11 protein-coding genes are annotated in these 12,668 nt (G+C 67.2%); 7 read left to right on the forward strand and 4 right to left on the reverse strand.

The window, feature by feature from the left end; all coding sequences use genetic code 11:
* Positions 1-80: 80 nt before the first annotated feature.
* The 4 genes from hrcA (at position 81) to dnaJ (ending at position 5,118) form a co-directional block, all read left to right on the forward strand.
* Entirely contained in the window at positions 81-1,145 is a 1,065-nt protein-coding gene (gene hrcA / locus QZ853_RS08640; RefSeq protein ID WP_197591844.1) for a heat-inducible transcriptional repressor HrcA, read from the forward strand.
* Positions 1,146-1,209: 64 nt separating this feature from the next.
* On the forward strand, positions 1,210-1,725 hold the full coding sequence (gene grpE, locus QZ853_RS08645) for a nucleotide exchange factor GrpE (RefSeq protein ID WP_295572024.1): 516 nt from the start codon (positions 1,210-1,212) through the stop codon (positions 1,723-1,725).
* Between the two features lie 185 nt (positions 1,726-1,910).
* Positions 1,911-3,836, forward strand: coding sequence for a molecular chaperone DnaK (gene dnaK, locus QZ853_RS08650; RefSeq protein ID WP_295572026.1), 1,926 nt, complete (start codon positions 1,911-1,913; stop codon positions 3,834-3,836).
* Positions 3,837-3,990: 154 nt separating this feature from the next.
* Complete coding sequence (gene dnaJ, locus QZ853_RS08655) at positions 3,991-5,118, forward strand: molecular chaperone DnaJ (RefSeq protein ID WP_295572027.1); 1,128 nt, start codon at positions 3,991-3,993, stop codon at positions 5,116-5,118.
* Between the two features lie 92 nt (positions 5,119-5,210).
* Here the strand turns inward: dnaJ and QZ853_RS08660 are convergent, their stop codons facing one another.
* On the reverse strand, positions 5,211-6,008 hold the full coding sequence (locus tag QZ853_RS08660) for a helix-turn-helix transcriptional regulator (protein ID WP_295572029.1): 798 nt from the start codon (positions 6,006-6,008) through the stop codon (positions 5,211-5,213).
* Between the two features lie 72 nt (positions 6,009-6,080).
* Here QZ853_RS08660 and QZ853_RS08665 point away from each other — a divergent pair, with 72 nt between their 5' ends.
* The 3 genes from QZ853_RS08665 (at position 6,081) to QZ853_RS08675 (ending at position 9,859) form a co-directional block, all read left to right on the forward strand.
* The gene (locus tag QZ853_RS08665) at positions 6,081-7,280 is read left to right on the forward strand and encodes an MFS transporter (protein WP_295572030.1); all 1,200 of its coding nucleotides are present in this window, start codon (positions 6,081-6,083) and stop codon (positions 7,278-7,280) included.
* Between the two features lie 549 nt (positions 7,281-7,829).
* Complete coding sequence (gene pdxY, locus QZ853_RS08670) at positions 7,830-8,738, forward strand: pyridoxal kinase (RefSeq protein WP_295572033.1); 909 nt, start codon at positions 7,830-7,832, stop codon at positions 8,736-8,738.
* Entirely contained in the window at positions 8,735-9,859 is a 1,125-nt protein-coding gene (locus QZ853_RS08675) for a prephenate dehydrogenase (RefSeq protein WP_295572035.1), read from the forward strand. Before pdxY ends, QZ853_RS08675 begins: the two co-directional genes overlap by 4 nt.
* Positions 9,860-10,003: 144 nt before the next feature.
* Here the strand turns inward: QZ853_RS08675 and QZ853_RS08680 are convergent, their stop codons facing one another.
* From QZ853_RS08680 to QZ853_RS08690, 3 genes are all read right to left on the reverse strand, one after another.
* A complete protein-coding gene (locus QZ853_RS08680) occupies positions 10,004-10,198 on the reverse strand; it encodes a hypothetical protein (protein WP_295572037.1) in 195 nt (64 codons plus the stop codon).
* 70 nt (positions 10,199-10,268) lie between these two features.
* Positions 10,269-12,044 carry an ABC transporter transmembrane domain-containing protein gene (locus tag QZ853_RS08685; RefSeq protein ID WP_295572039.1) on the reverse strand — a complete coding sequence of 592 codons (1,776 nt, stop codon included), beginning with the start codon at positions 12,042-12,044 and terminating at the stop codon, positions 10,269-10,271.
* Positions 12,037-12,633 (reverse strand): YigZ family protein, encoded by a 597-nt coding sequence (locus QZ853_RS08690; RefSeq protein ID WP_295572041.1) that lies wholly within the window; start codon positions 12,631-12,633, stop codon positions 12,037-12,039. Before QZ853_RS08690 ends, QZ853_RS08685 begins: the two co-directional genes overlap by 8 nt.
* Positions 12,634-12,668: the final 35 nt, after the last annotated feature.

Genomic DNA, 12,668 nt, shown 5'->3' on the forward strand with positions numbered 1-12,668 from the left:
ACGCGGGCGGGGGAGGTCCAATGACTTGCCAAGGTGATGCGCCGCCATTATCTAGTGTCCGTGTCTCACAGGTTGATTCCATGCACGGTTCTCCCGACCAGCTTGCCCCGCGTGCGCGCCATCTGCTGCGCACGCTGATCGCGCGTTACATCCAGGACGGCGAGCCGGTCGGTTCGCAGACGCTGGCGCGCGTGGCCGGCCTGGAGGTCAGCCCGGCCACCATCCGCAACATTCTGGGGGACCTGGAGGACCTGGGGCTGCTGGCGTCGCCGCATACGTCGGCCGGGCGCATCCCGACCGCACATGGCTACCGGGTGTTCGTCGACAGCCTGCTGCAGATGCAGCCGCCCGGCGAAGGCGAGCTGGCCCGCCTGCGCCAGGAGCTGGCCGGCGGCGGCAGCACCCAGGCCCTGCTCGGCAGCGCTTCGGAGCTGCTGTCGGCAATGAGTCACTTCGTCGGCGTGGTCAGTGCGCCGCGGCGCGAGCAGTTCGCCTTCCGCCAGATCGATTTCGTGGCGCTGGACGGGCGCCGGGTGCTGGCGATCCTGGTGTTCGCCGACAACGAGGTGCAGAACCGGGTCATCGAGACCCGCCAGGAGTTCGCGCCGGGGCAGCTGGAGCAGGTCGCCAACTACCTCAACGCCCACTTTGCCGGCCTGCCGATGGCCGAGATCCGTACCCGCCTGCTGCTGGAGCTGCGCGACGCGCGCTCCGAGCTGGAACAGCTGCTGGCACACAGCATCGAGCTGGCTGAGCAGGCCCTGCAGCCACCGGCCGACGACATGCTGGTGGCCGGGCAGACCCGGCTGATGGGTGTGCAGGACCTGTCCGACCTGGAGCGCCTGCGCGAGTTGTTCGAGCTGTTCTCCAGCAAGCGCGAGATCCTGCAGCTGCTGGAGCGGACCATCCAGGCGCCGGGCGTGCGCATCTTCATCGGCGAGGAGACCGGGATGATGCCGCTGCAGGGAGTCTCGCTGGTCACCGCGCCGTATACCGCCAATGGCCAGGTGCTGGGCGTGCTGGGCGTGATCGGCCCGAAGCGGATGGCCTACGACCGTGTGATCCCGCTGGTCCAGGCCACCGCCGATGTGCTTGGCGCGGCCTTTTCGCCGGCCGGGCGCACTCCCGGAACATCCGACGCTTGAAACGCAGCATCCCGCCCACACTAGGGTGGGTGGAAGGCGGAGACTGACCGCCAGGGACCCAGACATGAACCACGAACATCCAGATATCGAATCCCAGCAGAGTGCCGCCGATGCGGCCGCCGCCGCCGGCGTGAATGACGAAGTGGAGCGCCTGCGCGCCGAAGTCGAGCAGGTCAAGGCTGATGCGCTGCGCGAGCGCGCCGACCTGGAGAACCAGCGCAAGCGCGTGGCCCGCGACATCGAGCAGGCCCGCAAGTTTGCCAACGAGAAGCTGCTGGGCGAACTGCTGCCGGTGTTCGACAGCCTGGATGCGGGGCTGAAGGCCGCTGGCGACGACCCGCACCCGCTGCGCGAAGGCCTGGAGCTGACCTACAAGCAGCTGCTGAAGGTGGCCGCCGACAACGGCCTGGTCCTGCTGGACCCGACCGGCCAGCCGTTCAACCCGGAACACCACCAGGCGATCAGCCAGGTGCCGGCGCAGGGCGCGGAACCCGGCACCGTGGTGACCGTATTCCAGAAGGGCTACCTGCTCAACGAGCGCCTGCTGCGGCCGGCGCTGGTGGTGGTGGCCGCCGATTGATTCTGCGGGGCCGGGCGACGGGAATGACCCGTCACCCGACCCGACCCGACGCTGAACGCGCCGGGCGACCGGAAACACAGCGTTCGGGGGATGGCTTGAATGTTCCACGGGCCTCCCCCACATCGTATTCATCCACCGGCCGAACGGCCGGACTGACCCCAACAAGCATCCTCAGGAGTCTCCCCATGGGCAAGATCATTGGTATCGACCTCGGCACCACCAACTCGTGCGTGGCGATCATGGACGGCGGCAAGGCCCGCGTCATCGAGAATTCGGAAGGCGATCGCACCACCCCGTCGATCGTCGCCTACACCAAGGACGGCGAAGTCCTTGTCGGTGCCTCGGCCAAGCGCCAGGCCGTGACCAACCCGAAGAACACCTTCTACGCGGTGAAGCGCCTGATCGGCCGCAAGTTCACCGACGCCGAAGTGCAGAAGGACATCGCGCACGTCCCGTACAGCATCCTGGCCCATGACAATGGCGACGCCTGGGTGGCCACCAGCGATGGCAAGAAGATGGCGCCGCAGGAAATCTCGGCCAAGGTGCTGGAAAAGATGAAGAAGACCGCCGAGGACTTCCTCGGTGAGAAGGTCACCGAAGCGGTCATCACCGTGCCGGCCTACTTCAACGACAGCCAGCGCCAGGCGACCAAGGACGCCGGCCGCATCGCCGGCCTGGACGTCAAGCGCATCATCAACGAGCCGACCGCGGCCGCGCTGGCCTATGGCCTGGACAAGGGCGACAACAAGGATCGCAAGATCGTGGTGTACGACCTGGGCGGCGGCACCTTCGACGTCTCGGTGATCGAGATCGCCAACGTCGACGGCGAGAAGCAGTTCGAAGTGCTGGCCACCAATGGCGACACCTTCCTGGGCGGCGAAGACTTCGACAACCGCGTCATCGAATACCTGGTTGAAGAGTTCAACAAGGACCAGGGCATCGACCTGCGCAAGGATCCGCTGGCCCTGCAGCGCCTGAAGGACGCCGCCGAGCGCGCCAAGATCGAGCTGTCCAGCGCCCAGCAGACCGAAGTGAACCTGCCGTACGTCACCGCCGACGCCTCGGGTCCGAAGCACCTGAACATCAAGCTGACCCGCGCCAAGCTGGAAGCGCTGGTGGACGACCTGATCAAGAAGTCGATCGAGCCGTGCCGCGTCGCCCTGAACGATGCCGGCCTGCGTTCGAGCGACATCAGCGAAGTGATCCTGGTCGGTGGCCAGACCCGCATGCCGAAGGTGCAGCAGGCGGTGACCGAGTTCTTCGGCAAGGAACCGCGCAAGGACGTCAACCCGGACGAAGCCGTGGCGCTGGGTGCTGCGATCCAGGGCGGCGTGCTGGGCGGCGACGTCAAGGACGTGCTGCTGCTGGACGTGACCCCGCTGTCGCTGGGCATCGAAACCATGGGTGGCGTGTTCACCAAGATCATCGAGAAGAACACCACCATCCCGACCAAGGCCTCGCAGGTGTTCTCCACCGCCGAGGACAACCAGTCGGCGGTGACCGTGCACGTGCTGCAGGGTGAGCGCGAACAGGCCCGCTTCAACAAGTCGCTGGCCAAGTTCGACCTGTCCGGCATCGAGCCGGCCCCGCGCGGCCTGCCGCAGGTGGAAGTGTCCTTCGACATCGACGCCAACGGCATCCTGCACGTGTCGGCCAAGGACAAGAAGACCAACAAGGAACAGAAGGTCGAGATCAAGGCCGGTTCGGGCCTGTCCGAGGAAGAGATCGCGCGCATGGTCGCCGACGCGGAAGCCAACCGCGAAGAAGACAAGAAGTTCCAGGAACTGGTGCAGGCCCGCAACCAGGCCGACGCCCTGATCCACGGCACGCGCTCGGCGATCACCGAGCACGGCAGCAAGGTCGGCGGCGATGTCATCGGCAAGGTCGAAGCGGCACTGGCCGATCTGGAAACTGCGATGAAGGGCGACGACAAGGCACAGATCGAAGCCAAGTCGAAGGTGCTGGAAGAAGCCGGCCAGGCGCTGTTCGCTGCGGCCTCGGCCGACCAGGGCGGTGCCGCCCCGGGTGGCGACGCTGGCAACGCAGGCAAGGCGGCGGATGACGTGGTGGACGCCGAGTTCACCGAAGTCAAGGACGACAAGAAGTCCTGATCCGGACCGACACGGGGCGCTGCCTGCCAGCGTCCCGTTGTCGTACCAGGGTCCTGGCCGCCGCCCGGCGTGTCGGGGCGCCCGACGCAAGAGCGGACCTGGTTCCGCTCTTCCGCTTTGACGAATCCCGACTTTCCGGAAACTGATTCACCTTATGAGCAAGCGCGATTACTACGAAGTGCTGGGCGTTGCCCGCACCGCCAGCGACGAAGAACTGAAGAAGGCCTACCGTCGCTGCGCGATGAAGTTCCACCCGGACCGCAATCCGGGCGATGCGGCGGCCGAAGCCTCCTTCAAGGAGTGCAAGGAAGCTTACGAAGTGCTGTCCGACGGCAACAAGCGCCGCATGTACGACAGCCACGGCCACGCCGCGTTCGAGCACGGCATGGGTGGCGGCGGTCCGGGTGGCCCGGACATGAACGATATCTTCGGCGACATCTTCGGCAACATCTTCGGGGGTGCCGGCGGTGGCGGTCCGCGTCAGGCCCGTCGCGGCGCCGACATCGGCTACGTGATGGAGCTGGATCTGGAAGAAGCGGTGCGTGGCGTCGAACGCCGCATCGAGATTCCGACCCTGGCCGAGTGCAGTGACTGCGATGGCAGTGGCTCGGAAGACGGCAAGGTCGAGACCTGCAACGTCTGCCATGGCCGCGGCCAGGTGCGTATCCAGCGCGGCATTTTCGCCATGCAGCAGGCTTGCCACAATTGCGGCGGCCGTGGCCAGATCATCGCCAAGCCCTGCAAGACCTGCCATGGCAACGGCCGTGTCGAGGAAGACAAGGTGCTGTCGGTGAAGGTGCCGGCTGGCGTCGATACCGGCGATCGCATCCGCCTGCAGGGCGAGGGCGAAGCCGGCCCGGCCGGTACGCCGCCGGGCGACCTGTACGTGGAAGTGCGCGTGCGCGAGCACGCCATCTTCCAGCGCGATGGCGACGACCTGCACTGCGAAGTACCGATCCGCATCTCGCAGGCGGCCCTGGGCGATACCGTGCGCGTGGCCACGCTGGGCGGCGAAGCGGAGATCCGCATCCCGGCCGAAACCCAGACCGGCAAGCTGTTCCGCCTGCGCGGCAAGGGCGTGCGTTCGGTGCGCAGCCGCAGCGAAGGCGACCTTTACTGCCGCGTGGTGGTCGAGACTCCGGTCAACCTCACCAACGAACAGCGCAAGCTGCTGGAGCAGTTCGAAGCCACCTTCGTCGGCGAGGAAGCGCGCAAGCATTCGCCGAAGTCGGCCACCTTCATGGATGGCGTGAAAGGCTTCTGGGACCGGATGACGTCCTGAGTTTTCAACGCAAGCGTTGAACGGTAGCGCCGGGCCCTGCCCGGCGTTTTCGTTTGCGGGCGCGGCTGCATTCCGGCGCTACCGGGCAATGCTCACCGGAAAAACGCCGCCGGCGTCAGCCCCAACTGCCGTTTGAACATGCTGGTGAACGCACTCGGGCTGTCATACCCCATCGCCAGCGCGACATCGATGACCTTGTCACCGACCGCCAGACGCTCCAGCGCCGCCAGCAGCCGCGCCTGCTGCCGCCACTGCCCGAAGGTCATGCCCAGTTCGCTGGCGAAATGCCGCTGGATGGTTTTCACGTCCACCTCCAGCGCCTGTGCCCAGTCGAGCAGCGTGGCGTCGTCACCCGGATGCTTCTGCAGGTGCTGGCAGATCCGCTGCAGGCGTGGGTCGCTTGGCGCTGGCAGGTGCAGTGGCAGCACGTCCATGCGATGCAGTTCGTCCAACAGCAGGCGCACCACGCGGCCATCGCGGCTGTCCTCGATGTGCTCGCCCTTGATCAGCGTGGCGGCCTGCAGCAGTTCGCGCAGCAGCGGCGCCACCTGCACCGCGAACGGTTCGGCCGGCAACTGCGGGGCGAACGATGGGTCGATATAGAGGCTGCGCATGTTCACGGCGGCGATGCAGTCCACCGCGTGCACCATGCCGGCCGGCATCCAGATGGCACGGGTCGAGGGCACTACCCAGCGGCCCACCTCCGAGCGCACCACCATCAGCCCTGAAATGGCGTAGACCAGCTGATGGCGCTGGTGCTTGTGCCCGGCGATATGGGTGCCGGCCGGGTATTGGGTAACCCGGTAGGTGACCGGGCGGTGCAGCGGCACCTCCCGCCACGGTGCGGCCGGATCGACATCACTGGCAATGTCCTTTTTGCGATAGGCCATGACCCGAACGCGGCAGAAGGGAGGAAGTCCCAACCGTAGCATGCGTGGCTCGCCCCCAACCTGACTGCGTCCATGTCTGCCTTGGCTTCCCCCGCAACACCCTCACGCCCGGTGGCTCCCGGCGTGCTGGCCGCCATTTCCACCTCGCATGTCGTCAACGACATGATGCAGTCGCTGATCCTGGCCATCTATCCGGTGATCAAGGGCGGCTTCAACCTCAGCTTTACCCAGATTGGCTTGATCACGCTGACCTACCAGCTCACCGCCTCAATCTTCCAGCCGCTGATCGGCGCGGCCACCGACCGCCGCCCGGCGCCGTACTCGCTGCCGATCGGCATGGCCTCGACCCTGTGCGGCATGCTGCTGCTCGGCTTCGCACCGAACTACGCGGTGGTGCTGATGGCCGCGGCGATGGTCGGTATTGGTTCGGCCATCTTCCACCCTGAAGCCTCGCGCATCGCGCGGCTGGCCTCGGGAGGGCGCCATGGTTTCGCGCAGTCGGTGTTCCAGGTCGGCGGCAACTTCGGTACCGCGCTCGGCCCGCTGATCGCTGCCGCGGTGATCGTGCCGTATGGCCAGCATGCCGCGTCGTGGTTTGCCGGCGCCGCACTGATTGGCATCGCGCTGCTGACCTATGTGGGCCGCTGGTATGCGCTGCACCTGGGCACCCCGCGTCCGGCCAGCACCGCGTCGATGGCCCCGCGCCACCCACCACGCACCGTGGCCAAGGTGCTGGCGATACTGCTGGTGCTGATCTTCAGCAAGTACTTCTACATGGCCAGCATCGGCAGCTACTTCACCTTCTACCTGATCCATCACTTCGGCATTCCGGTGGCGCAGGCGCAGCTGCACCTGTTCACGTTCCTGGTGGCGTCGGCCGCTGGCGGCTTCCTGGGGGGCCCGCTGGGTGATCGCATTGGCCGCAAGCCGATCATCTGGACCTCGATCCTGGGCGTGGCGCCGTTCGCGCTGATGCTGCCGCATGCCGATCTGTTCTGGACCACGGTGCTGGCGGTGCTGATCGGCTTCGTGCTGTCCTCGGCGTTCTCGGCGATCGTGGTCTATGCGCAGGAGATGATGCCGCACCGCATCGGCATGGTCTCCGGTCTGTTCTTCGGCTTTGCGTTCGGCATGGGCGGGTTGGGTGCCGCGGTGCTCGGCCTGCTGGCGGACAAGACCAGCATCGAGTACGTCTACCATCTGACCGCGTTCCTGCCGCTGCTGGGTATCGTCGCGGCTTGGCTGCCGCCGTCGCGGCCTGCTGCTCACTGAGGAGTTTTGGTTTGCAGGGCTTGCAGCCCTGCACCCGCTGCAATCAACGGCAACGGCAAAAGCGAGCTATCCGTGGGATGGCGGGGTGGGTCCGGTTGAGGGGGACGCCGTAAATACGTCCATGTAGGCTTGGTCGCGGCATCCATGCCGCTCACACCCCCTCAACCGGACCCACCCCGCCTTCGACAGTTTTCCGCGATCTGCCGGAACGGCGTACTGCTCTGGTAGCTGTCGACCTTGGTCGACACGGTAGATCCATGCGATGCGTGGATGAATTCATTCGATATCTGACAGATGTGTCGACCAAGGTCGACACCTACCCAACAGACATCCGGAATCTGAAGGCGGGGCGGTGTGGGTGGGCAGGACCGTTGGCGCCATGGATGGCGCCATCGAGCCCCCATGGATGGGTTTACGGCGTGTCCTGCCCACCCACACCGCCCCGCCACCCCACGGATAGCTCGCTTTTGCCGTTGCCGTTGCTTGCAGCTTCGGCAGGTGCAGGGCTGCAAGCCCTGCCCAACCCCTTGCCGGGCGTAGAATGCGGCCATGAGCGAATCCCTTGATAACCACCTGGTCCACGGCCGCCGCCAGCGGCCGGATGGGCCGTCGCCGATCGATGTCATCTCGGTCCAGTCGCAACTTGTCTATGGCCACGCCGGCAACAGCGCCGCCGTTCCGCCGATGCGCGCCCTCGGCGTGCGCGTGGCGGAAATCCCGACCGTGCTGCTCAGCAACGCGCCGTTCTACGACACCACCCGTGGCCGCGTGCTGCCCGCCGACTGGTTTGCCGACCTGCTGCTCGGCACCCGCGAACGCGGCCTGCCGCAGCGCGCGAAGATGCTGGTCTCCGGCTACTTCGGCAGTACTGCCAACGGCGCCGCCTTCGCCGACTGGCTGGACGACATCCTGCCGACCTGCCCGCAGTTGCGCTACTGCCTGGACCCGGTGATCGGCGATACCCATACCGGCCCCTATGTCGAGCCGGGACTGGAAGCGATCTTCGCCGAACGCCTGTTGCCGCATGCCTGGCTGGTCACACCGAACGCCTTCGAGCTCAATCGCCTTACCGGCATGCCGGCGTTGGCCGAAGGCGATGCCATCGCCGCCGCACGCACGCTGCTGGCGCGCGGTCCGCATTGGGTGATCGCACACAGCGTGGGCGGCAACCCGGGCGAACTGGTGACCCTGGCCGTCGGCCGCGAGGAAACATGGCGCTGGACCTCGCCGCTGCTGCCGGTGGACGTGGCCGGCACCGGCGATGTGCTGATGTCACTGGTGGTGTCGTTCCTGCTGCGCGGCGAATCGATGCAGCAGGCGATCTCGCGTGCGATCGCGGGTACGCATGCAGCGTTGGAAGCGACCCTGGACAACGGTTTCGAAGAGTTCGATGTGATCGTCGCAGCACCCGCCGCCCTGGCCGACGGCGCACGCTTCCGCGCCGAACGGGTGGCATGAGCGGTCTGCGCACGCGCACGCCGCGCACGGTTGCCATTGTTGGCAGTGCCGGTGCCTACGGGCGCTGGTTGACCCGCTTCTTCGAACAGCACATGCAGCTGCAGGTGATCGGCCATGATCCTGCCGATCCGAATTCGCACGCGCCCGAACAGCTGCTGGCGCAGGCCGACGTGCTGGTGTTCTCCGCGCCGATCCGGCACACGCCCGCCGTGATCGCCGAGTATGTGCGGCAGTCCGCCGGTCGTGAACACGGGCGGCTGTGGCTGGACGTGACCTCGGTGAAGGAAGCACCGGTGCAGGCGATGCTGGCCTCGCAGGCCGAAGTGGTCGGCCTGCATCCGATGACCGCGCCGCCGAAAGCACCGACGCTGAAGGGGCGGGTGATGGTGGTCTGCGAAGCGCGACTTCAGCACTGGCAGACGTGGGTCGATACGCTGTGCGCGGCACTGCAGGCCGAATGCGTGCGGGCCACCCCGCAGCGCCACGACCAGATGATGGCGCTGGTGCAGGCAATGGTGCACGCCACCCATCTGGCCCAGGCCGGCGTGCTGCGGCAGTATCAGCCGCAACTGGGCGATCTGGCCGCGATGATGCCGTACCGTTCGGCGTCGTTCGAACTGGATACCGCGATCATCTCGCGCATCCTGTCGTTGAACCCCGCAATCTATGAGGACATCCAGTTCGGCAACCCATACGTGGCGCCGATGCTGGAACGCTTGGTAGGGCAGTTGCAGGCCCTGCAGGCCCAGGTCGGGCAGGGCGACGATTCTGCACGCAGTGCATTCCGTGAGCAGCTGTTGGCGGCCAATCACAGCGCGTTCGGTGAGCAGGCGCTGGCTGAGGGCAACTACACCTTCGAGCGCGTTGGCTACCTGCTGGCGGACCTGACCGAGCGCAATGCGTTGTCGGTGCACCTGCCGGAGGACCGGCCCGGTTCACTGCGCGAACTGCTGAACGTGTTCGAGCAGCATCGCATCAGCCTGGCCTCGATCCATTCCTCGCGCACGCCCGGCGGCGAGGTGCATTTCCGGATCGGTTTCGTGGCAGGCAGTGACCCGCTGGCCATCGCGCGGGCGGCGGCCGAGGTTGACGGCAGCGGCATCGGCCGCGTGCTTGGCTGAGCACATTCATCCACAGGCGGTGTGGATGGTTGCTGAGCAAACATGTGGATAACCGCGCGCAGGCCTTGGCAGCCAAGGCTGTCAAGATGGTTGATCAAAAATTGGCCACGCCGTTCTGCAGGGCCGGGCCATGCCCGGCGAGCCTCAGATCGTCAGCCTCAGCTCGCCACCGCTGGTGGTGAACTCGCGGCCATTGCGCACCAGCAGGCGACCGTCGTCCAGCTCGTAGCGCGGGGTGGACTCGGAGTGATGCCCGCTGCCGTTCGCCTCGGGCTTGAACTCGATGATGATGTGGCTTTCGCCATGGCTGTCTACGGCGGGAAACTGACGGAACGACATCGTGAACCTCCTTCGGCGGATGCTGCTGATGCGCCGCCAGCTTGGCCTCGCCGATGTTAGCCGGCCGTCATCAATCGATGAACTGCAGTCGTGCCAGTTCAGCGTACAGGCCGCCTTCGGCCAGCAGCTGTGCATGCGTGCCTTCGGCGACGATACGGCCCTGGTCCATCACCACGATACGGTCGGCCTTGAGCACGGTGGCCAGGCGATGCGCGATGACCAGCGTGGTGCGGCCGGCCATCAGCCGCTCCAGCGCCTGCTGCACGCCGTATTCGCTCTGCGCATCCAGTGCACTGGTGGCTTCGTCCAGCAGCAGGATCGGGGCGTCCTTCAGCAGGGCGCGTGCAATCGCCACGCGCTGCTGCTGGCCGCCGGACAGGCGTGCGCCACGCTCGCCCAGCTCGCTGTCGTAGCCCTGCGGGAGGGCGCGCAGGAAGCCATCGGCCTCGGCGGCACGTGCGGCGTCTTCGACCTCGGCGTCGCTGGCCTGCAGGCGGCCATAGCGGATATTGTCACGCGCGCTGGCGGCGAACAGCGTCGGCTGCTGCGGCACCAGCGCCAGCTGCGCGCGCAGCGCGGCCGGATCGACCTGGCGCACGTCGATGCCATCCACGCAGATGCGGCCGCCGGCCGGATCGTGAAAGCGCAGCAGCATCGACAGCACCGTGCTCTTGCCCGCGCCCGACGGGCCGACCAAGGCGACGGTCTCGCCCGGACGCACGTGCAGGTTGAAGTGGTCCAGCGCGGCCTGGTCCGGCCGCTGCGGGTAGTGGAACACCACATCCTCGAACTGGATCTCGCCCCGCAGCGGCTGTGGCAGCACGTGCGGCTGCGCCGGAGCGCGGATCTCGATGTCTTCCTGCAGCAGTTCGCCGATGCGGCCCATGCCGCCGGCCGCGCGCTGCAGTTCGTTCCAGACTTCCGCCAGCGCGCCGACCGAGCCGCCGCCGATGAGCGCGTACAGCACGAACTGGCCCAGGGTGCCGGCGCTGAGGCGGCCATCGATGACATCGTGCGCGCCCAGCCACAGCACGCCGACGATGGCGCCGAACACCAGCAGGATGGCGCTGGCGGTGACCAGCGACTGCGCGCCGATGCGGCGGCGCGCGGCCTTGATGGCATCGCCCAGCGCATGGTCGAAGCGGCCACGCTCGTAGGGCTCGCGTGCGTGCGCCTGTACCGTGCGCACCGCGCCCAGGGTCTCGCTGGCCAGGCTGTTGGCGTCGGCGATGCGGTCCTGGCTGCTGCGCGCGACCGTGCGCAGCTTGCGCGCACCGATGATGATCGGAAGTACCGCCAGCGGAATGCCCAGCAGCGACCACGCGGCCAGGCGCGGGCTGGTGACGAAGAGCATGGCCAGGCTGCCGACCACGGTGACACTGCTGCGCAGCGCCACCGACATGGTGGAGCCGACCACGCTGCGCAGCAGCTCGCTGTCGGCGGTCAGGCGCGAGACCAGTTCGCCGCTGCGGCTGCGGTCATGGAAGCCGGCGCCGAGCTGGATCAGGTGCGCGTACAGGCGGCTGCGCAGGTCGGCGACGACCTTCTCGCCCAGCAGCGACACGAAGTAGAAGCGCGCGGCAGTGGCCAGCGCCAGCACCACCGCCACCAGCATCAGCAGGGCGAAGGCACGGTTGATCTGGCCGCCACTGCTGAAGCCGTGGTCGATCATCTGCTTCACCGCCGGCGGCAGGCTCAGCGTGGCTGCGGAAGACACCGCCAGGGCCAGCAACCAGGCGCTGAACAGGCCGCTATGGCGGCGCACGAACGGCCACAACGTACGCAGGCTGCCGAGGCGGCGCAGCGGCGGGGGCGAGGCGGGGGCGCCGTCCTTGTTGTCAGTCATCCTGGTCGTCGTTCTGTATGCGGATACGGTCACGGGTGGCGTCGCGCAGGCGGATTTTCAATGCGTCGACCTGATCTGCCGGCAATTCGACCCGCAGGCACACGCCTTCAGCATCGAACCGTTCATCGCGTTTGTCCGCGCCAAAGGCGGGCAGGGCGGCGTGCAGGGTGCCCAGATCCTCGAAGCCGGCCAGCAGTTGCAGCCGGGCCATCGCCACCAGCGGCAGTCGGGGCGCGGTACGCAGGCATTCGGCGGCGGCCCCGCCGTAGGCACGGACCAGGCCGCCGGCACCGAGCTTGATGCCACCGAACCAGCGCGTCACCACCACCATCACCCGGTCGAACCCCTGGCCGTCGATCGCGGCCAGGATCGGCCGACCGGCGGTACCTGCCGGCTCGCCGTCATCACTGGAGCGGTAGTCCTGGCCGTGGCGGTAGGCCCAGCAGTTGTGCGTGGCATCGGCCACCGCGACCTGCTGCAGGAACGCCATCGCGGCGGCGGTGCCGTCGATCGGCGAGGCGTGGGCGATGAAGCGGCTGTGCTTGACGTCCAGCGTGTGGCTGACCGGTTGGGCGAGGGTGTCGGGCATCCCCGCCATTCTACGGGGTGGCCCTGGTCTGCGTG

The organism is uncultured Stenotrophomonas sp., assembly GCF_913778665.1.
In the GTDB taxonomy this organism is placed as follows: Bacteria; Pseudomonadota; Gammaproteobacteria; order Xanthomonadales; family Xanthomonadaceae; genus Stenotrophomonas.